The 19,485-nt window shown below is 57.3% G+C and carries 21 protein-coding genes; 4 read left to right on the top strand and 17 right to left on the bottom strand.

The window, feature by feature from the left end; translation table 11 throughout:
• The 3 genes from B551_RS21220 to B551_RS21215 form a co-directional block, all read left to right on the top strand.
• Positions 1–1,234: type VI secretion system Vgr family protein (locus B551_RS21220; protein ID WP_023264966.1), on the top strand; the 1,234-nt coding region annotated here is incomplete at its 5' end.
• Positions 1,235–1,408: 174 nt separating this feature from the next.
• Positions 1,409–3,058 (top strand): peptidoglycan-binding domain-containing protein, encoded by a 1,650-nt coding sequence (locus tag B551_RS25805; protein ID WP_172682485.1) that lies wholly within the window; start codon positions 1,409–1,411, stop codon positions 3,056–3,058.
• A complete protein-coding gene (locus tag B551_RS21215) occupies positions 3,055–3,666 on the top strand; it encodes a hypothetical protein (protein ID WP_006575637.1) in 612 nt (203 codons plus the stop codon). Before B551_RS25805 ends, B551_RS21215 begins: the two co-directional genes overlap by 4 nt.
• Before the next feature lie 133 nt (positions 3,667–3,799).
• Here the strand turns inward: B551_RS21215 and B551_RS26260 are convergent, their stop codons facing one another.
• The 3 genes from B551_RS26260 to B551_RS25795 are packed head-to-tail and all read right to left on the bottom strand — an operon-like array spanning position 3,800 to position 5,614.
• Positions 3,800–4,579: a hypothetical protein gene (locus tag B551_RS26260; RefSeq protein WP_157072066.1), complete on the bottom strand. Its 780-nt coding sequence runs from the start codon at positions 4,577–4,579 to the stop codon at positions 3,800–3,802.
• Entirely contained in the window at positions 4,576–5,106 is a 531-nt protein-coding gene (locus tag B551_RS25800; RefSeq protein ID WP_253281396.1) for a DUF3304 domain-containing protein, read from the bottom strand. Before B551_RS25800 ends, B551_RS26260 begins: the two co-directional genes overlap by 4 nt.
• Positions 5,093–5,614, bottom strand: coding sequence for a DUF3304 domain-containing protein (locus B551_RS25795; protein WP_083492696.1), 522 nt, complete (start codon positions 5,612–5,614; stop codon positions 5,093–5,095). The genes B551_RS25800 and B551_RS25795 overlap by 14 nt, the downstream gene beginning before the upstream one ends.
• 190 nt (positions 5,615–5,804) lie before the next feature.
• Between B551_RS25795 and B551_RS21210 the strand changes: the two genes are divergently transcribed.
• Complete coding sequence (locus tag B551_RS21210) at positions 5,805–6,308, top strand: hypothetical protein (RefSeq protein ID WP_006575635.1); 504 nt, start codon at positions 5,805–5,807, stop codon at positions 6,306–6,308.
• Positions 6,309–6,810: 502 nt separating this feature from the next.
• Here the strand turns inward: B551_RS21210 and B551_RS26255 are convergent.
• The 14 genes from B551_RS26255 to B551_RS25765 form a co-directional block, all read right to left on the bottom strand.
• The gene (locus B551_RS26255; RefSeq protein ID WP_043442007.1) at positions 6,811–7,458 is read right to left on the bottom strand and encodes a hypothetical protein; all 648 of its coding nucleotides are present in this window, start codon (positions 7,456–7,458) and stop codon (positions 6,811–6,813) included.
• A complete protein-coding gene (locus B551_RS26250) occupies positions 7,455–8,048 on the bottom strand; it encodes a hypothetical protein (protein ID WP_006575632.1) in 594 nt (197 codons plus the stop codon). The genes B551_RS26255 and B551_RS26250 overlap by 4 nt, the downstream gene beginning before the upstream one ends.
• Before the next feature lie 50 nt (positions 8,049–8,098).
• Entirely contained in the window at positions 8,099–8,689 is a 591-nt protein-coding gene (locus tag B551_RS26245) for a hypothetical protein (RefSeq protein WP_157072065.1), read from the bottom strand.
• 129 nt (positions 8,690–8,818) lie between these two features.
• Entirely contained in the window at positions 8,819–9,436 is a 618-nt protein-coding gene (locus tag B551_RS21190; RefSeq protein WP_157072064.1) for a DUF3304 domain-containing protein, read from the bottom strand.
• A gap of 14 nt (positions 9,437–9,450) precedes the next feature.
• Complete coding sequence (locus tag B551_RS25790; protein ID WP_083492694.1) at positions 9,451–9,975, bottom strand: DUF3304 domain-containing protein; 525 nt, start codon at positions 9,973–9,975, stop codon at positions 9,451–9,453.
• Between the two features lie 640 nt (positions 9,976–10,615).
• The gene (locus B551_RS25785; RefSeq protein WP_253281395.1) at positions 10,616–11,167 is read right to left on the bottom strand and encodes a DUF3304 domain-containing protein; all 552 of its coding nucleotides are present in this window, start codon (positions 11,165–11,167) and stop codon (positions 10,616–10,618) included.
• Positions 11,168–11,211: 44 nt separating this feature from the next.
• Positions 11,212–11,706 (bottom strand): DUF3304 domain-containing protein, encoded by a 495-nt coding sequence (locus B551_RS25780; protein ID WP_253281394.1) that lies wholly within the window; start codon positions 11,704–11,706, stop codon positions 11,212–11,214.
• A gap of 25 nt (positions 11,707–11,731) precedes the next feature.
• On the bottom strand, positions 11,732–12,844 hold the full coding sequence (locus B551_RS21185) for a hypothetical protein (protein ID WP_157072063.1): 1,113 nt from the start codon (positions 12,842–12,844) through the stop codon (positions 11,732–11,734).
• A gap of 193 nt (positions 12,845–13,037) precedes the next feature.
• Positions 13,038–14,141 (bottom strand): T6SS immunity protein Tli4 family protein, encoded by a 1,104-nt coding sequence (locus tag B551_RS25260; RefSeq protein WP_006575575.1) that lies wholly within the window; start codon positions 14,139–14,141, stop codon positions 13,038–13,040.
• Between the two features lie 229 nt (positions 14,142–14,370).
• On the bottom strand, positions 14,371–15,384 hold the full coding sequence (locus tag B551_RS26755; protein ID WP_172682486.1) for a T6SS immunity protein Tli4 family protein: 1,014 nt from the start codon (positions 15,382–15,384) through the stop codon (positions 14,371–14,373).
• Between the two features lie 74 nt (positions 15,385–15,458).
• The gene (locus tag B551_RS25770; RefSeq protein ID WP_253281393.1) at positions 15,459–15,848 is read right to left on the bottom strand and encodes a DUF3304 domain-containing protein; all 390 of its coding nucleotides are present in this window, start codon (positions 15,846–15,848) and stop codon (positions 15,459–15,461) included.
• A gap of 218 nt (positions 15,849–16,066) precedes the next feature.
• A complete protein-coding gene (locus tag B551_RS26240; RefSeq protein ID WP_157072062.1) occupies positions 16,067–16,570 on the bottom strand; it encodes a hypothetical protein in 504 nt (167 codons plus the stop codon).
• Positions 16,571–16,862: 292 nt separating this feature from the next.
• The gene (locus B551_RS21175) at positions 16,863–19,100 is read right to left on the bottom strand and encodes a DUF2235 domain-containing protein (RefSeq protein ID WP_043442010.1); all 2,238 of its coding nucleotides are present in this window, start codon (positions 19,098–19,100) and stop codon (positions 16,863–16,865) included.
• Positions 19,087–19,485 (bottom strand): DUF3304 domain-containing protein, encoded by a 399-nt coding sequence (locus tag B551_RS25765; RefSeq protein ID WP_256364484.1) that lies wholly within the window; start codon positions 19,483–19,485, stop codon positions 19,087–19,089. The genes B551_RS21175 and B551_RS25765 overlap by 14 nt, the downstream gene beginning before the upstream one ends.

Genomic DNA, 19,485 nt, shown 5'->3' with positions numbered 1-19,485 from the left:
TCAGCGAGGACCGTGGCGCGGCACCGGTGCCGAACTGCGAACCGATGCGTGGGCGGTGGTGCGCGCCGGCCAGGGCCTGCTGCTGTCGACCACCGCACGGCCCCGCGCCACCGGCACCGTGATGAATATGGCCGAAGCGATCGCGCTGCTCAAGGGCGCACAACGCACCGCCGAGCGCCTGTCGACCGCGGCTCGCACGCAAACCGCCCTGCCCCTGACCGCCAACGAGGTCTTCGAGCCGCTGCTGCCCCTCGTCGAGCCGGAACAGAACGGACACTACGAAGACACGGTCAATGGTCAGGAGGCCAAGCAGCCGGACGGCAAGCCGGTCGAGCGCTTCGCCGAGCCGCTGCTGATGGTCGAGGCGCCGACTTCCATCGCCGTATCGAGCCAAGAGACCACCGCGGTCTATTCGGGGCGGCATCTGCATGGCACCGTGCAGTCGAATTGGCAACTGACGGCCGGCAAGACCATCGCGATGGCGGCAGCGCAAGGCGTGTCGCTGTTCGTGCAGCGTAATGGCTTGAAGGCGGTCGCGGCGAACGGACCGCTGTCGGTGCTGGCGCATGCCGGCGCGATGGCGATCCTGGCGGACAAGGAAGTGGTGGTGACTTCGTCGAACGATGTCGTCGAGATTCTGGCGAAGAACACCGTCGTGCTGCATGGTGCCGATTCGGCGGTCCGGTTGGAGGGGAATGCGATTACCTTCGAGACGTCAGGTCTGCTCGAAGTCAAAGCGACTCAACATGCGTTCGCCGCGTCGGATGGCAACCCAACAATCCCTCCCCATTCGACCTCAGCCACCGTGGCCCCGCCCGGGTACTTCGCTGTCCGCATCACCCGGCCATACGAAGCGGAATCCACAGTCGGCAAGCCCTATGTGCTGTGCCTGGGATCCCACACCTTCGAAGGAAATGTCCCGGCCAGCGGAGTCATAGCGCATCCCATGGTGCCAGGCACGAAAACCGCCACGCTGACAATTCATCCGTTCGACCATCAACACAGGCCGTGGCAATGGACATTGGATCTACGCGTGCAGGCCGATACGAAGGATCACCGCGGCATCCAGTCCCGACTAAAAAATCTCGGCTTCTATGACGGCAATCTCGACGGAGTCTGCGGCCAAAGAACCCGGGCGGCACTGCGGGCGTTCCATGAGACGGTCAGGATGCCCTCTTCCTCCGGCCTACATGCGGATGCGCTGACGTCGCTTAGCGCCCAGCATGACATCTGACTCTCGGCCCCCATGCGATACGGCAACTTCGACCTTCAGCGCGACGATCACGATGGCGTCGTTCGAGACAACCGCCCGCCGCGTTGGGGCGGGCTCGTTGACCCACCTACCTCTCCGTCCACCGGCGAGACGCCTCAAGATCAGGGTGGAGCGACGCTCGTCGTACCTCAATACGTGCAACAACTGCAGCGCGACCTTCGATCCCTCGGGTTCGGTGTCGTGGGCGTACCCAGCGGCTACTTCGACCGTTATACAGAGTGGGCAGTACGCGAATTCCAGATCTATGCGGGGATGTCGCATGTCGCGCAATTCAGTGCAGCACGACTTCGAAGTCTCCTTCCCGCGAGCCAACTCGGCACGCCGTTGGCCGAGCACGCGCATGATGTTGCATCGCTAGGAATGCGCGATGACCCGAGTCCGGCAGAGTCACTCTATGTTGCGACGCTGTCCCGCGTCCCCAACACCTGCAGATACACAGGTCCGATATCGGGAGTCGTCAACCAAACGACTCGGGATGCCCTGGACCACTGGGTGCACCACAACTACCGTTGCCCTGTGGTCATTGAGGCGTGGACGGTGGACGCCCGAACGCAGGCTCGTACCCGACCGTTTGTCAAAGGGATAAACATCTGGCGACACGATGAGATCACGCACGTAGGCGTAAAAAGCGGACCCCGGTGGAAGACCCACACCCGAATGTTCTTTCGAGACTTCACGCGCTACTACTGCTATCCCAGCACGCAACGGGACGACCATTACCAACCACTTGGCAGCTACACCAACTACAAGGCCTACGGCGGTCCCGTCAGCACTGTGCCAGCGCACTGCTGGCCCGAAAGCGAAATGACTCCGGAACGCTTAATCGAGGGAAGAACGTTGGCGGCACTACAGGCGGACCCGCGGTGTGCCACGGCATCGACGTACAGGGTAGTCAGAGCCACGGCCGAGCAGGAGTGCCTGGCAGCGTTCGACTCCGTCAACGCATACGACGACGCTCTTGTTTCTATCGGGCCGTGCCATTGGACATTTGGCGTCCTGCCAGCCAAGGGCTACCACAATGGCGAGCTGGCCGGGTTCCTCGCCTATGTGCTACATCACCATCGATCCGACTACATTACCGCCTTCGGCAATTTCGGGCTCTATCCGTCCGCCGCGTGGGTACGGAGCAACCAGGGAGCGCTATGGAACACTGGCCAGCGCAAGTATGCCGGCTGGATTCGCCAGCATGCACCTGTCACAAGTCCCGCTGATGCGCCGGACAACCTCGGCAGACTTCCGGAAGTCAGCCGCCAGCTTCCAGAGGCGAACTACTACAAGACGTGGCACTGGTTCTACCGCTGGGTAATGGCCGGCCGATGCGTCGCAGGCGTTCGCAGCTCCATGTGGGATATGGTGCGGCTCCGATTACGAGACATCCTTGCCATTCCTGTGCTGGCCAGAGCGGGAAACCAACGGATAGCAGGCTCCCTCGGCACGGTCTTCACCTCGGAGAAGGCCATCGCGATCCTCCTGCGTTGGCACATCTTTCGCCCCGCACACGTAGCCGGCAACGCAGTAGGTGATTCCATGCATAAGGCAATACTGGCGAACCCAAGTATCGATTGGGCTCTACCGCTGAATCGTTGGACTGACCTGCACGAGCAAGCCCTGAGCCGACAACTACTGACAGATGCGACGGCGATCACCAGTAGCCAGAAAGATCTTGCATCCTGGCCGGCATACGCCGGACGCGAAATCCGCAAATATTCCTTGAATAACGAGTTGGGACCGCTTTCTGATGCGCGACACTCGTTCGTGTTGGACACTACAGGACTGTGGCAATGATGCTTAAGAAGATCATCGTGATGGCTGCCGTGGCTTCTGCGGTAGCCCTGGCGGAAGCCAGAAGCCTCCATTCACGCGAAGGAATTCAGCAGTTCTGCGAAAAGGCTGCGGACGAGCGCATTTTCGACATTAGCTTCCGTGATGATGGAGCCGTCTCCGTGTGCTTTCCTGGGGAGGACGACGTGGATTGCTTCTATTCGTACACACAGGGAAAAACGTACTTGCACTCGCGTCCCGACCTGAACAACGATGGTCTTCCTGACGTCATCGTAAAGGACTTTCGGTCGGCATACGGGCTACATGAGGTGATTCATTTGATGGCATTCGTCCAGTGCAAGGACATGACTTTCCTTCAGGTAGCCGATGAAATGCTCACGGATCTGAAGCCGATACGCCGTGCCAAGCCACAGCAGTTCAGTGATCTCAGGGCCAGCCGCGCATGCTATGACGAGAAACTGGAGCGGGTGCGGACACGCTTCTTTCGGCTCAGATTTGACAGAAAGGCATTCTTTTACGGCCCGCCCGATGGGGACCCGGAATTGAGCCAGTACTGCACCGATAAGGAGCTCTCCCTTCCATCGTCGGCTCTCATCGGTCCGGCGCACTAAGGGCGTGAAACTGCAACTCTTTCGGGACCCCGTTCACCTCTGCCGAGGCCGGAACCTTCCGCTTCACCACTATCCCGAGCCTTAGCTGCGCGCATCGATCGTCGCTTGTCGCTCCCGTGGCTCCCAAGACTTCTTACCTTGGCTTCCGCGAGAACAGCAGGCGACACCAATCGGCAATACCTTCGGCGCCATGCTCCTGAACGTCCGCAGGCGCCACAACCTTGCGGTTTGCACCGATGTCCCATACCCCGGGGTAGCTATCAGGTCCGCAATCCATCTCACCGTTGGGAGACGCGAAGTGTCCATCTGCCGATAGCCTTCCCTTGGCACGGGCGCCATCATATGCAAAACCGTACTTCTGAAGCTCCTCCAATGGCATTGACGGAACATAGGCCCCCGGGATGTCAACAAGATTGCGCGAGGTTCCTATTCGCGCGATTGTCGCAAGAAAACTTGGCGGCGTTGTTGAGATGGGATCTATGGACAGATAGATACCCTTGTTGATATTTAGATCAATCAATGTTCCTGCCGCCGCTGGAATGCTCTTCTTCGATGGACGAGCTTGTTCGCACCGAGACAAGTCCTCCATCAAGACATACTCAGTGTCCGAGACAATGAGCGCAGCACCATCGGACGACGGCTCAGCACTGTCAGCCTTGAACCCAAGCTTGCAGACAAGCGTTTTGCCATTGCCGTCTTGTATCGCCACTTCTCGACCATCCGACCGGAGCGCAAAGCTCGGGTTAACAAAGGCCTCCGCTATGCCTAGGCCGGGCGATAAAAGGCCGAGGAAAGCAGACAACAACACTTCTACTGTCAAAGGGGACATGCCTGCCGATGCGCAGGTACCACTGCAGGCGCCGGAGAGAGGAATGTCGGAGCCCGTCTTGCGCCGGCTTTTCCGCATCATCATCTCTCCTTTCCTCCGGGCCCACTGGGATCGATACCATGCCGAAGCTGCGCATCGGAGCCTTTCAGGGGATAGTGCGGCGACCATAAGGCATACATCGTCACGAAGACCTTGATCTCGCCGTTCCGAAGAAAGTGAACGGCGAAGTGCCCGACTTCGTCGTATCTCGGCACAGGCACTACGCGTTCCCGGTAGTTCTTGTCATGCTCGTCGGTCCAACCGATCTTCACTGCGAGGTCTGGTCTCCATGATTCTGGCACCGCCACGCAGCATACGAAGCCACCTCCGCCTTCGTGTGCACCAAGATAGGTGCCTCCTTTCCCATCGACTGTAAAGTGCCCGATATCCTTATCCGTATGGTTGTAGCCGACGATGTTGGTGCCGACCACTTCGCTCTCGCATGCGGACAACATCCACATTGATATCGCGAAGACAACTACCTTCGCAACGCGACGTACTGACCTATTTTTACTCGATCGCCGCGCGACATTGATAAACACAAGTGCGCTGGGAACGTCAACTTGTTCCATGTGGTTGATAACCTTCGCGCAAAGTATATTTCTTCGCACACGCCTCATTTTTTGCACAGATTTCACCGGGCGACAACCTTAGTGGCTCAGGGGCTCGCGGCCCTGGCGAGTATCTCGAAGGGAAAAGTCGTACTTTTCCGTCCGGAAAAAAAGCAATCCAAAGAACGCTCGGATAATCCTCCGTATATGGCTCCACCTCTACTTCAGCCCTATGGAGCGCATTCTTGTCTTTCTGATAAAGCGCTTCGTCCCGCCACTCAACGGTCATCGTCATGCCGGGTTTCCATTTGGCAGGAACACCTACGCTTCCAGCGAAACTAGTCCCCCCGGCCCAACTTCCCATGCCACCCGCCCAGACTCCATTGACATAGACAACGCCCAACGGCATGTCCGTGTAGTTCAGAATGGATAGCTTCAGCCCCCAGCCTTCGTCTTCCTCCTCGGCATGTCTTTTACAGCCGGACAACACGAAGACGGCGATTAGAACAGCGAAAAGAATCCTAACCATGTTAGACCTAAGAGTGGGTAGATACCGACGGAGCGTATGGCTATCATAGCCTTTCTGATTAGCGACGGCGTGCTCGGGTCCCGCGACGCCGTTTCCCGTTCAGCAAATCGCATCTTCAAGATAGAGGCGCATGGCCGGACAATACCGTATCAAGCCGACCAGGAATGGCGAGCACTTGGACAATACAAGAATGCCTACCCTGTCTCGCCCGCAGCGCCGGCTCCGCGCGCTCCGAATCACCATCTCGGCCTTGGCATTCGCACTGACAGCATGCTCGGAGTCGCAGCCGGGGCTCAACCCAGATCCGAGCGCCTTCGGGACGCATCTCCGCTTGCAACAGCCCGCCCGCGACGTTCGATTCGAGGTCGTAACGTTGCCCGAATCCAAGAAAGGCGATGACGGAATCGGCCCCACCGACTATGTGTCGGTGATCGGCGTGGCGACGCTGTCCGATTCTGATGTGAAGCGCATTTCCGCGGAATCGTCGTATCGAGGCAACGCCACCATTCCTAGGGCCTTCGTTCGGCCATGGCTTGGTAAAGACGCCACCGTCGCGCTGGAAGAAGCCGTCCGCGGCGCGCGTCCCATTTACGACGCGCGGTGGATGGTGAGCAGACCATCCGGGCGCGCATTCGGCGTTCCGGTCGCCGGCAGCAGGTGGTTGTTCTACGTCGAATACGTCGGCCCCGGCTGAGTCTTGGGGCACTGAATTTGCAAGATGGCCATGGGCTGCCGGCGCTCTTCGCTACCTGTGCGCGCACCGTCGTTGCACGGCGCGCAGCAGCTCAAGTTGGCTTCCAAGCAGAATCAGGCGCATATCGAGCTGCTGCCACGAGCCTGGTTCAAGGGCCCCTTCTATGTCGCCTCTCAGGGCATCGTATTTTTCCGAAACGGCTCTCAGATCGACCGGGCATGCGATAGCCGATGTGGCCGCTATCGTGTCATGAATCGTCGAGACATATCCATCCTCCACCTCGTCATAGCAGCTCTTCGCTATCAAGCCACACCCACTCTTGCACGAGGCCAGGGCCATACTCTTCCTCTTCATGCAAGCGGCGATATCGTCCTGCACGACGGATGTGGCAGCGTGGGAGGCCGACATGCAGAACAGGAACGGCAGGCACATCAAAGAATGAGAAAGTCGCTGTGTCATAGCGTTCGTCAATCTGGAAAGCGCTTCAGGTGCACGTCGCCCTCTATCGAACCGTCGCGAGCATTCGCCTTGTCGCTCTCAACTGGCCGGCCCAGCAGCGCTCGTACTGCTTGCAGCCAGAGGCCTTTCCCAGCAGGAAAGTAAAGCTCACAACTTTGCTCTCCAACGGCAGAACTGCAACGTAACATTGCCCGCCATATGGCATCCAATCACTACCATCATGCCAGCCGCAAAGGGGAAATGCTTCCAGTATCAACCGCCCGCCGAGCGTTCTCCGTCGTACGCGTTCCGTAGGACCGAAGACTCTCAATTCGCTGCCTTCGTCAAGCCAATAGGGAAGCTCCCCGCCGCCCCTGTTGGCGCACGTATTCAGAGGCAAAAGACAGACGGTGCCCGCATCGGCATCACTCTCTCCGATCGCATGACGCCGATGCAATGTCAGGTTGTAGGCCTGAGCAGGCGTGCTGCCATCATCTCGCTCAGCACTCCCCGCCTCCGTTATCGACTGGTAGCGTGTGGCGTCGAACTCGAAGGAGACGGACTCGCCGGAAAAGCGGCGATGCTGGCCATCGGCAAAGAGCGTTGTGCTGGCAAGCGCCAGGGACAGGATCAATGCGATGTGAAACATCACTGCGATATGCCACCGGTTCCCATCACCGACTAAAGCACGCTTCACTTGCGCCACCGTCATTCGGAAATCCTTACTGATTTCCATAGGCCGACGATGTCATGCATGCGGGCCTTTCCCTGCCCCGATACATGGTTCTGCAGCACGAAGGAACTGTACAGAAAGCGCCGGTTCGGCAGAAACGAGACGGCCACGTGACAGCTCGACGTGGCGCGGTACACGGCCACGCCCGCCTCATTGCAGTCGATGACGGCACCGAATACCGTATGTGCCAGCTTGAGATCTTCCATCACTTCCATTGAATACAGCGACATCCCGGTAGCGACACTGACGCCTCGCGGGCCGCGGCCGCCGTCAGCAAATAGCCGTCCGTCCTGGTCCGTCATAACGCCGAAGTCCGACAGGAATTCCTGGCTCGAAGAAACACACATCAGACCGACAGCCTGGGCTGCTTCAGGAAGACCGAACGAGACACACGTCGTACCGGCATATCGGGAAGACAGCGCGGTGTTGGGCTTCGCCTTCAGCGCCTTTGGAACACATATGCCTGGTCCGCCGACCAACAGATCCATCCGGATGCAGTCGGCCGCAGCGATGGCAGGCACACATCCAAAGACGAGAAGGGACATCAAGACGTACTGTCGGATGGTCATCTGGACTTGTTGGCGACTGACGACGACAAGCGGCCGTGGCTCAGGGGGATTCACTGAAACAGGCTACTTTCGATCAGGCCCTTGACGGCATTGAACCCCATGCGCCCGGCACTGGCCGGAATGCACCCCGTCATCAGCAGGGTTGTCGATCCATTGCTTCTTATCGCACTGGTACATCGTTCTCTTTCCTCCGTTTCAACCGCCTCGGACGGAGAGATGGCTTTGATCGTGCTTACCCTTCGGTCGTACTCGACCACCATATATCCAACCCCCTCTTTGATCGTCGAGATGCTGTGCAAGACCGATATGGGATAACTGGAATAGCCGGTGGCCGCATGCTCCGCTGGTTCTGGCATCCGGAATTCGACTCCTCCGCCTGGCTTCGACATAAAGTTGGACGGCACTTGTCTTATGGTTGATACGATATCCCCGCGAAGCACCGAGATCGAGAAAACCCACGGCCGCCGGTGCGCATGATGCGGAGAGCCACTGTAGTGATAGAAGCGCGCGCACCGACCAAGGTCTTCGGCGCGCACCGGTTGCGCCTCAAAACCATACCGCTTCGACGGAATGGAGACGCCACAGCCGGCCAAGTCGTCCGCAATCGCGGCGGAGCACAGGACCAACATGGCGGCAGGCATATAGGAAACGAAGCGCACTATGTCGTCTCACTGGTTTTCGAGCCGGCACAACGATTGGGAACAGCCCCACGCAGCCATCCCTGAAACACGTTCATTCACCTTCTATCTCGCACTTCAGCGGGCTCGGGCTCACCCGCATGTGCCGAACATGGTGTCATTGACCACGTTGCCAGACGCCTTGCGCTTGGTGTAGTCGAAGCGATCGATCAGTACGTGAGGCACGGAAGGGTAGTCGGACAGGGCCACCTTGATCTTCCCGTCCTGGTGGAAATGCACTTCGAAGTACCGCGGATCCGCCGGCACCGGTCCCTCGAGCAACACCGTCTGCCGACAGCGGGGCACATCGCCGTCGCGCTTCCATTCGATCCGAACCCCCAGCGGTAATGGGGTATCGGCTGGAATTGCCGCGCAGCAAGTACCGCCACCATAGCTGTGTTCCTTGGACGAAACTTCGATATTGCCGCCCCCTGCACCATTGACCGAGAAGTCGCTGATATAGGTGTCGGTGTAGTTGTATCCGACGATTGTCAGGCCCTCCATCTTCGCCGGCGTACGGTACGTTCCAGTGGGGACCCTGGCGCCGCCAAGCGCCGGTCGGTCGCTCTTCTCCATCCGTCGGATGCGCTCCCCCTGCTCGCCATCGAGCTTGGCAACGGTGTCGACCCTACCCTCGCACGCCGTCATCGTACAAAGAAGGAGAGCGGCGGCAGCCCTGGCGCGCCATGGCTCAAATTCTTGTACCAGCACATGCACCCTCAATATCAATTTACTCCGTGGGGGTGATAACCCTCACGCCGAATATACTTCTTTGCGCACGCCTCGCTTTTTGCGCAGACGTCACCAGGTGACTGCCTTAACGGTTCCGGCGCTTCTGGATGACCTGGCCCATACATTGAAGGAAAGAGCCTTACCTTACCGTCCGGGAAAAACGCAACCCAAAGAAAACTCAGGTAGTCGCCGGTATACGGCTCGACTTCTACCTCAGCCCTATGGAGAGCGTTCTTGTCTTTCTGATAAAGCGCATCATCCTGCCACTCAACGGTCATCGTCATGCCGGGCCTCCATTTGGTAGGAACGCCTGCACTTCCAGCGAAGCTCGTCCCTCCTCCCCAACTTCCCATGGCACCCGCCCAGACTCCATTGACATAGACAACGCCCAGCGGCATGTCCGTGTAGTTGAGAATCGACAGCTTCAGGCCCCAGCCTTCGTCTTCCTCGGCGGCTTGCTTTTCGCAGGCAGCCAACATGAAGACGGCGATTAACACCGAACAAAGAACCTTAATCATGATCGTCCAACGGCATCCTCGTCCTCGTGGTTGAGCTCATCATCTTGCTAATCTAGGGTTACCTTCCTTCCGGAACGCCATTTCCCGAGCCGTACTTCCAGCCACCCGGACACTTGGGAACTGAAGCGGCATCATCCGCGTATGACATGTTATGGGTGCAGATATCCTTTGATACCATATCAAAATCGATCTGTATGCTCGATTCATTGATCGGATAACCCTCACCCTGCCTTATCCTGATCGGAAACTCTATGCCTTTCACATCCCGGTTTGTTACCATGCGGGGTTTTCTCGTCCAGGAGCAAAATGGATGGGCTTGGATCAATTTCAGGCTCCCCTCCTCCACATGATATAGCTCACAACTCATGTAGTCCCCAACCCGCAGTTGCACAGCAACGATACGGCCACTACGCCCATAAAATTTCCAATCCACGGCATATGCGATCTTGGCACCCGAAACTGGCTGCGCGAGGGATCGTTTGACGTCGTGTGCATCCTTAATGCTTACAGCCGGCACCCGGGGATCCACATGATCGGCGCGTGAGGTTCGGCATATCGCCACCGCCACAAAAAGCAGCCAACATACGTGCAAGACTATCTTCGGATAGTTCAACATTATCCGATCACGAATAAATCGCTCTCATTGGATATATTTTTTTGCACACGCCTCGCTCTGAGCACAAACATCCCCTGGCGTAAGCCTCAATGGTGGGGGCGACTGCGGAAACCCCGGCGCGTATGATGAGGGGAACAGTCTGATCTTGCCGTCAGGAAAGAATGCCACCCAGAGGAAACTGGGGCGCTCCCCTGTGTAGGGTTCCACCTCTACCTCAGCCTTATGAAGAGCATCCTTGTCTTTCTGATAGAGCGCATCATCCTGCCACTCAACGGTCATCGTCATGCCGGGCCTCCATTTGGTAGGAACGCCTGCACTTCCAGCGAAGCTCGTCCCTCCTCCCCAACTTCCCATGCCACCCGCCCATACCCCGTTGACATAGACAACGCCCAGCGGCATGTCCGTGTAATTGAGAATCGACAGCTTCAGGCCCCAGCCTTCGTCTTCCTCGGCTGCTTGCCTATCGCAAGCAGCCAACATAAAGACGGCGATCAATATAGAACAAAGAACCTTAATCATGATCGTCTGACGACGCTCCATCGGCACCGAAACGGGGGGCGAGTTATATTCAAGCATCGCTAACGTGCCGCATGCGATCCTAATCCGCCGTTGATTTGCTCTCATCGGATGTATTTTTTTGCACACGCCTCGTTCTGAGCGCACACTTCTCCTGGCGTGAGCCTCAATGGTGGGGGCGACTGCGGAAATCCCGGCGCGTATGATGAGGGGAACAGTCTGATCTTGCCGTCAGGAAAGAATGCCACCCAGAGGAAACTGGGGCGCTCCCCTGTGTAGGGTTCCACCTCCACCTCAGCCTTATGAAGAGCATCCTTGTCTTTCTGATAGAGCGCATCATCCCGCCACTCAACGGTCATCGTCATGCCGGGCCTCCATTTGGTAGGAACGCCTGCACTTCCAGCGAAGCTCGTCCCTCCTCCCCAACTTCCCATGGCACCCGCCCAGACTCCATTGACATAGACAACGCCCAGCGGCATGTCCGTGTAGTTGAGAATCGACAGCTTCAGGCCCCAGCCTTCGTCTTCCTCGGCGGCATGTCTTTCACAGCCGAACAACAAGAAGACGGCAATTAGTGTGGACAAAATGATCCTAGCCATGATCGTTTGACGACATCGAATGCTGCTACCGCGCATCCCGCGCAACTCTGGGGGTCACCTTCGCAGCGATGCCCCTCGCCAGGGCAAGGAACGATGCTTCACCGAGGGGCGTAATCCCTGCCTTGCGGGCAAAGTCGGAACGTTGAATGACGTGAAGCATCACGCTGGAACTGCCCTGTGAGCGGGGACTACCGAGAGCTACCACCAAGTAGCCATGATCGATGGTTCCATCCTCGCGACGGAGGCTGACGAACAACTCAACGGCCTTCACCCCAGCGATCGTGGTGCGGCGGTAGCGGTCCCTCCAGATGCTCGTTACCTCGCGACGATCCTGGTACAAGTGGGTCCAGAAAAAGTCCGACACACCCTCGGGATCCCGCATCCTCGGGTTCAGCTTCGCATTCGGCGGAGCGGCTGACTTGTCCTCCAGACCGATGATCACGTCGGGCTGCCCTTTCATGCGATAGCTGGCCGCTACATATCGAGGCACAACACCGTCATCGGGCAAGAACACATAGGGCATGCACAGGCCGCGCTTTGGAGGCACAGTGTTTGGAACCCTCGGCATCGCCCCCGCCACCGGGGAGGCGAACTCCGCCTCATCGGCTTTGGCGTCGCTGTCGTGGGTACTTAGCTTCCACCACAAGCCGGAATCGCTGACCGTGGTAAACGCGGAGAGTTGACTGCCTACACGCCAAGCCTTGCCGCCAGGTCCTGCCCAGTCCAAGTTGTCGAAAGTCGCGCGCGTGCCATACACGTCGTTGCCATCACGCGCTTTCAACATGGCGCCATCCTTCGTCATCCGACTATCGACAGCGGCTCGTATCACCCCGCGTTGGCTATCGCTCATGGGGTGCGTAATCATCAGTGGCCCGCGATCACCAAGATTCACGTGAAAGGCACGCTCGCCGTCGGGATAGCGTGCCGGCGGGTCGCGGCGCAGATCGCCACGAATGCGCTTGGCGACCTCGACAGGATCCCAGGCCGCCTGGTCGGCCGGCCCAGGCAATTGCAGTTCCAGCCGCCCTACGCATTCGGGCAGCCATTGCCCACTCGCCACGGCGGCCTGGCCATATGCCAGCGGCGAGCATGCCAGGACCGCAGCAGGAATCAAGCTACGGACAATACCTTGCCTCATGCTCCGCTCCGTTCCACGGGATGGAAGACGACTCTCCAATGTCAGTCCACCGGTATCGTTCTCGTTGTACTTTGGAACTAGCTGGCACCTCGTCTTCGGTTGCGGAACATCCGACTGCGACCGGCAATACCGCGATACCCACCGCGCCGATACCGATTGAACGCACCCCATATCTTTCTTTCCCTTGAACACGTCAGTGATGCAGATTCCTGATCTTGACGCTTGCGGCAATTTCGCGTGCCAGCGCAAGGAACGAAGACTGGTCCAACGGTGCAACGCTAGCCTTCTTGGCGAAATCGGCGCGCTGTATGACGTAAAGCATCACACTCGAGCTGCCCCCGGTGCCCGGGCTACCCAATGCCACGATCAAGTAGCCATGGTCGATGGTTCCATCCTCGCGACGAAGACGCACAAATGACTCCACGCCCTTCACCCCGGCTATCGTGATGCTGCGGTAGCGGTCTTTCCAGATGCTTCGGACTTCCTCGCGATCCTGGTACCGAGCGGTCCAGAAGAAGTCCGAGACACCCTCTGGGTCGCGCATCCTGGCATTCATCCTCAGATCCAGCGGGGTGGCGGACTTGTCTTCCAAACCGACAATGACATCGGGTTGCCCCTTCAGGCGATAGTTGGCCGCGACAAAGCGTGGCGCGACCCCGTCGTCAGGAATGAAGATATACGGCATGCACAAACCTGGCATCGTTGGGACCACGTTAGGGTCACGGGGTCTCGCCTTGGCCACTGCTGACGCAAAATACGCTTGTTCGGCAGCGACATCGCCATCACGATTGCTGAGCCTCCACCACAATCCGACCTTCCCAACCTCAGTAAATGCCGACAACTGGCTGCCAATACGCCAGGCTTTGCCTGTCTGCCCCGCCCAGTCCAATCGTTCGAACTTCACGCGGTCCCCGTAGACATCCTTGCCATCGCGAGCCTTTAACATGGCGACATCCTTCTTCATCCGCACGTTCACGGCGTCGCGCATCGTAGTCCGCGCTGCGTCGCTAAGCGGATGCGTAATCAGCGACGGCCCGCGACTGAGGTTCACACGAAAGGTACGCTCCCCATCGGGATAGCGCGTGGCGGGTTCAATGCCTAGGTCTCCACGGATGTCCTTGGCAACCTCGTCCGCATCCCAGGCCGCCTGTTCGGCCGGCCCAGGCAATTGCAATTCCAGTCGCCCTACGCACTCGGGGAGCCATTGCTGACTTGCTATGACCTCCTGGCCATATAGCAACGCGCAGCATGCCAATGCGGCGGCAGGAATCAAGCCGCGGGCAATTACTTCCCTCATACCACGCTCCGTTCAGGCGACTGCCGGGATCTCGCCCATCGGCGACCGCAACCGCGAGGGTTTCGCCATCCTTGCGGCGGCGTCGTTCTCCATGGGGAACTTGCTGAGCCACTACGCTTCATAGCGTTGACCATGACGATGGGCATTGGCCCCAAGACGGAGAGCTCCAGTTATGCGCTCACGCCCGGGTGGGCCGACCGCGCCGCCAAAGCGCCTGTCTAACGTCGCCTTACGCTGCACCGGGTCGCAGTCGAATGGAATCAATAATGGCGTCCCACAATTGGATCGCTTGCTTGTCGGACTGGAATGCGGGTTGGTACGGCGTCCGCGGCGTTACTACAGATTGCTCCAACACCTGCAAATGCACTGCGATATTTTGTTGAGAAAGCGAACGATCGCTACCTTGGGCTTCCCATGCGAACGCATACACGCGCTGCCCCTTATCTGACGCGGCAGTAGCGTACTCCTGCGCCTCAATTGATCCGACGGGCCGGCGCCCCTTCCGCAGCACCGTCAGCCCGAGAGCTGGGCCAACAATCGAACCGACCAAAAATTTGTCAGCTCGATCAAGAAGACGATCTTGCTCTGCTCCCGTGCCAGCATCTATCGTGACTCTAGCATTTGGATGCTCAGGGAATTCCACGCCAATGGAAAACGACTCGGCTTGGTACTCCTTTCCTACCACGAGCCCTTTTTCTATACAGAAACCGGGCTGCTGGGGAATCTCACCATCGGCGCGTGATCGGATTTTTTTAGCGAGACTCTCTGTATTCCTGAGCGCGATACTTTCCCTGTCTTGACTAACGTCCCCGCTGTATCGAAAAACTTGCCACGGTTCTTCCGAAATCAAATAGGAATCTCGCCACATCAACGCCGTACTATATGGAGCCTTCCACGACAAGAGAGTTACCCCACTCCCGCCATGCTCTATCCGGCGGAGAAGCATGCTTGCGTCAATTTTTCCGTGCCGCTGCGACCGCAACTCTGCCTCCCTCGCGGCGACCTGTGCTTTCAACGAATCAGGGCTCTCACCAGCCAAGTAGTCGATGTTATTGCCGCGGATCTTATACGATTCACTTACTCTAGCTGTGGGCGGCAAATCAACGAGATATCGCCCAAAACAATGTGTTTTCCAACCAGTTCTCCTGCTTAACTCGCTTCTTGATATCGTCGATGCACATCCAGAACCGAGCAACAAGGCTGTAGTGCAAACAATAAGCACCCGAGTCCCGCAAATCTTCATCACGCGTCACCCAGCAGTCAACCGGAGCTTAGCCTTCCCTTGAAACAATCAGCGATAAAGGTTCCAATTTGATACTATTTCTTCGCACCTAGAGGACCGATTGGATCCACACCTGGCCTCAATTGCGCCTCTGCACCTTTAAGGGGATATTGCGGATGCCATAGCGCGTAGTTGGTCACGAATATCTTTATTTCGCCGTTCCTCAAGAAGTGGACCGCCACATCCCCAACCTTGTCGTACTTCGGCACCTCCACAATGCGCTGTCGGTAGTTCTCGTCAAATTCGTCGGTCCAGCCGACGGTCATGGTCAATCCGGGCCGCCATGGAGTTGGCACGCTAGCGCAACACGCAAATTTCCCGCCACCCGCATGAGGATCCATGTAAGCGCCGCCTCCTCCATTGACTGTGAAGTGGCCGATGGCCTTGTCGGTGTGGTTGTAGCCGACAACGTTGGCACCGATCAACTCGTCGCCACACGACCCTAGTGCGCATGCGACAAAGGCGACGGCAATCCACCTCATTGGTACACCTCACGCGCGTATCGACGAATCGCCCGGCGTAGGCGCATGGTGCCTTGCAGTTCCACGCGGCCCCTGTGACAAGTCATTCTTACCTGTCGGGCGTGTTTGTATTGCATCCTCAGAAGTTCGATGCGCCTCTTCTGCTCCTCAGGTAAGCTGGTTCAATTTAGCTCTTTCTCGCATTTTGCGATCGTTGCGGCATTCGCACCGTAGAACGTGTCATATGAACAAAGACGTTTACGTATTGAGTCGAAGTTCAAGCGCAAGCTTGAATCAATATATTGAAAATCCGCCGACTGCTTGATTCTTATCGGAAATTCAATAAATTTCCCATTCCCTTCGGATGCGACAAATGGCTTTCCCTTCCATTTGCAAAATGGGTGACCCTGAATAATCTTAGACTTACCACCTTCCAGCTGGTACAAGACGCAGCCAGGATATCCACCATTCAATTGCCGAACAACAAGAATAGTGCCTTCTTGTCCGTAGAATTTCCAATTTACGACGTAATCAATGCGTGAGCCGGGATCAAGTTTAATTTTGTATTGACGCGTACTACCTTTTCTTACTGAAACATCGGGCAATCCGTTGGCGGCTGAAGCCCAGGGGCCCCATGAACCTGCCAATAACGCAAAAACAAGCGCGATAGAGAAGCGCTCCGTCATGCGGTCTCCAAGAAGTTGACTCTAACCTGCGAGCGCGGTGTTTCTATAAGCGGTTCCACATCGCTCGAAACATCGGCAGTAAGAGGTGTCATTCAGGATGGCGCGGCCCATGGCAGTTCGGTCCCGCGACACAGACAAAGCTCGGTCATCCCCATCTCCCCATCCTCCGGCCAGACGATTACTTGACCATGAGAAGGCGTCCCGTTCTCTTTGATCATTTCCTCATTCTCATACCGGACACCGCCGAGCGTCTGCCTTTCATGCAAACGTCATTGGATTCGACCGGTGTGGTTCAGAACGTGGGAATGCCGTTGCCGAGGAAGCGACGAAGTGCGTCGGCAGCTTGACGCTGAAGATAGTCTGTTCCTTTTTCGATGCCCGTCCCAAGGAATTCCGCTGCCTTCTTCTTCATCGCAGACTCGAGGTCAGTCACCGCGTCCTTCGCTTTGTCTACGGCGCGCTCGGGCAGCGATGTGGCCTCGCCCCATATCGCCATGACCTTTTCCCCAAGTGTTCTTTCGGGTTGGTAGTGAGTTCGCCATCGCAGATACCCCCAAATCGACGACCATTCGCGGCCTTCCGTTTCGGTCGGCAGTTGGCCCTTCTTATACGCTTCCAGCTGGGCCAGTTGTTCGCCTGTCAGTGGCAACGGCGCCACCTCCCCACCACCACCTTCATGCGTCGGCGTATAGCGCTTGACAGTTCCGTGCAGATCTCGCGACAAGTCTTTCATTAACTGTTGGAAGTCTTCGTGCTGCTTCTTCAGACGCTCCATGCGCTCCTTCTGTTGCAGCTTCCAGACTTCTTCGCTCGTGGCCCCGAGCGGTTTGAACCAAGCGCGCGAGTCGTGCACGTGGTCGTCGAAGAATCGAACCACACGGCTGTCGAGGGGCTCCTTATGATTCCAAATAGATTTCACTTCACGCCATTGCTTGACCTTCTCGCCAGCAACTTGCTGATACAGCTGGCCCATAAGCACTGGGCCCGCAGCGACGGGTGTCCATGCGAGACCCGAGCGGCGCATCCAGCCGTCGATTAGCCCGGACGCTTTCTCCATGGCGGGCAACGCCGCCGCTTCGGCCTGTAGCTCGCGATTGGCACTTCGCAGATCCTCAGCGTCTTGACGGCTAAATTTCTCCGCACGCTTGAAGAATGGTTGGTTTTCCAATGCCTCCGGCGTACCTGGCAAGCGGAGCTTTCGCCAGCGTAGATACATGCCGTACTGGGCTTTAGCGGCGCCTGTCGTTCCACCTCCTTGAAGGGAAACGACCTTGTTGGCTACGTCAACGTAGTCGTTGTAGGCGCGAGCCAGCGAAGATGACACTTTGAAAGCTTGCTTGGCTTCCGGCGCCATACTTGACGCATTAATATCTAACGGAACACCAGCCGCCACGGCTTCTCTATACATCCTCGCAAGTGGAATTTGTGACAGCTTACAGCTATCTTCTGGAGCCCCCTTCTCGTCACAGCCCTTTCCTTGCTCGCCAGGTACATATCCGCCGCCAAGATCAGAGTGTACACCTGGATAAACCAGCTCCAGACAGTTTTCGGCTTCGGCTTTATCGAGAGGAAACGACCCCCTTACTTCGTGGGCCGACACTAGATGCACAGTACGCTTAACATACGAGGGAATACGGAGATATTGCTCTTGCGCCCATCCGCCATGCCCTTCAAATAGCAAAAAACTCTGAGCGAACCCAACAGAGGCGACGGTATCGAAGATTCCCAAAAAGTTCAGCTCGACCGGAATTCCAGCAATCGTCATATCTTTGTCTAGTGCATCGGTCAGCCAATTGCAGAAGACTCGGGCCGCAGCCGCTCCGCGGGAGAATCCAAATACTGACAATCGAATTCGCTTTAAGGCAGGTTTATGGGATGCAAGTACCGGTGCCAGCTTGGAACGTAAATAATCGCGCCGTTGCTTTAGGACAGATTTACGGCCGGCGTGGTTCGGAGCCATGGCGGCCGTATCGAGAATATACCCGGTCGTACCCAGCGTGCCCGCGTTGCGCAACTGCTCTATTTCTGTATCTCCAGCAGAGCGCAACAAGCGATCGGCCATGTTGACGTCAGTTGACATCTTCTCGACGCAAGCACGATCCGTAGTTTGGAGTGCGCCACTAAGATCGACCCGAAAGAAGCGGAAGTGAATCGCGTTGGAAATCTGCAGCAGCGCCCAGTTGATCCGAGCCTCTCCACCCCATCCGGCACCAAGTCCGGCACGGGAGTCGTAGCCACGTCCGGTATCGCCGGTTTCCTTAAAAAACGGCGTTCCAACACCGGCACAGTAATATTTATATCGCGTCAGATCCCGCGTCGGGACATCAAATGCATCAAATAGGCGGCCCACATTACTATGGGCATTTCTGGGGGCATCCCTATCTTTGTTGTTATTCGTTCCATCGAAGAATATTCCGATATCAATCTCCTCACAGCAAGAAGATACCTTCCTCGCTACTTGATGAGCCAACATCCTTGCTCGCTCATCTTTCGTGAGGGCAAACGGATGGGCGATATCAATTTTCTCCATGTGCATGATAACCCTCACGACGGATATATTTCTTTGCGCACTCTTCGCTCTGCGCGCACACATCGCCGGGAGAGAGCCTCAATGGCTCCGGCGCCTCCGGAATGCCTGGTCCGTACATCGATGGAAAGAGTCTCACCTTACCACCTGGAAAGAACGCAACCCACAGAAAGCTGGGATAATCCCCAGTATATGGCTCCACCTCAACCTCTGCCTTATGAAGGGCATTCTTGTCTTTCTGGTAAAGTGCGTCATCACGCCACTCAACGGTCATTGTCATACCGGGCCTCCATTTAGTCGGGACCCCAATACCGCCCGCAAAGCTGGTCCCCCCTCCCCAACTTCCCATCCCACCCGCCCACACCCCATTTACATAAACGACGCCCAG

The organism is Cupriavidus sp. HPC(L) (genome assembly GCF_000307735.3).
In the GTDB taxonomy this organism is placed as follows: domain Bacteria; phylum Pseudomonadota; class Gammaproteobacteria; order Burkholderiales; family Burkholderiaceae; genus Cupriavidus.
Note: the sequence above shows the minus strand (reverse complement) of the source record. Positions and strands in the feature narration are given on the sequence as shown.

What these genes read in the sequence shown, in the direction of transcription:
- B551_RS21215 (WP_006575637.1), top strand. Translation starts at nt 3,055, where the DNA reads ATGATGCTTAAGAAGATCATCGTGATGGCTGCCGTGGCTTCTGCGGTA.
- B551_RS26260 (WP_157072066.1), bottom strand. Translation starts at nt 4,579, where the DNA reads ATGATGATGCGGAAAAGCCGGCGCAAGACGGGCTCCGACATTCCTCTC.
- B551_RS25800 (WP_253281396.1), bottom strand. Translation starts at nt 5,106, where the DNA reads ATGGAACAAGTTGACGTTCCCAGCGCACTTGTGTTTATCAATGTCGCG.
- B551_RS25795 (WP_083492696.1), bottom strand. Translation starts at nt 5,614, where the DNA reads ATGGTTAGGATTCTTTTCGCTGTTCTAATCGCCGTCTTCGTGTTGTCC.
- B551_RS21210 (WP_006575635.1), top strand. Translation starts at nt 5,805, where the DNA reads ATGCCTACCCTGTCTCGCCCGCAGCGCCGGCTCCGCGCGCTCCGAATC.
- B551_RS26255 (WP_043442007.1), bottom strand. Translation starts at nt 7,458, where the DNA reads ATGACGGTGGCGCAAGTGAAGCGTGCTTTAGTCGGTGATGGGAACCGG.
- B551_RS26250 (WP_006575632.1), bottom strand. Translation starts at nt 8,048, where the DNA reads ATGACCATCCGACAGTACGTCTTGATGTCCCTTCTCGTCTTTGGATGT.
- B551_RS26245 (WP_157072065.1), bottom strand. Translation starts at nt 8,689, where the DNA reads ATGCCTGCCGCCATGTTGGTCCTGTGCTCCGCCGCGATTGCGGACGAC.
- B551_RS25790 (WP_083492694.1), bottom strand. Translation starts at nt 9,975, where the DNA reads ATGATTAAGGTTCTTTGTTCGGTGTTAATCGCCGTCTTCATGTTGGCT.
- B551_RS25785 (WP_253281395.1), bottom strand. Translation starts at nt 11,167, where the DNA reads ATGCTTGAATATAACTCGCCCCCCGTTTCGGTGCCGATGGAGCGTCGT.
- B551_RS25780 (WP_253281394.1), bottom strand. Translation starts at nt 11,706, where the DNA reads ATGGCTAGGATCATTTTGTCCACACTAATTGCCGTCTTCTTGTTGTTC.
- B551_RS21185 (WP_157072063.1), bottom strand. Translation starts at nt 12,844, where the DNA reads ATGAGGCAAGGTATTGTCCGTAGCTTGATTCCTGCTGCGGTCCTGGCA.
- B551_RS25260 (WP_006575575.1), bottom strand. Translation starts at nt 14,141, where the DNA reads ATGAGGGAAGTAATTGCCCGCGGCTTGATTCCTGCCGCCGCATTGGCA.
- B551_RS26755 (WP_172682486.1), bottom strand. Translation starts at nt 15,384, where the DNA reads ATGAAGATTTGCGGGACTCGGGTGCTTATTGTTTGCACTACAGCCTTG.
- B551_RS26240 (WP_157072062.1), bottom strand. Translation starts at nt 16,570, where the DNA reads ATGACGGAGCGCTTCTCTATCGCGCTTGTTTTTGCGTTATTGGCAGGT.
- B551_RS21175 (WP_043442010.1), bottom strand. Translation starts at nt 19,100, where the DNA reads ATGGAGAAAATTGATATCGCCCATCCGTTTGCCCTCACGAAAGATGAG.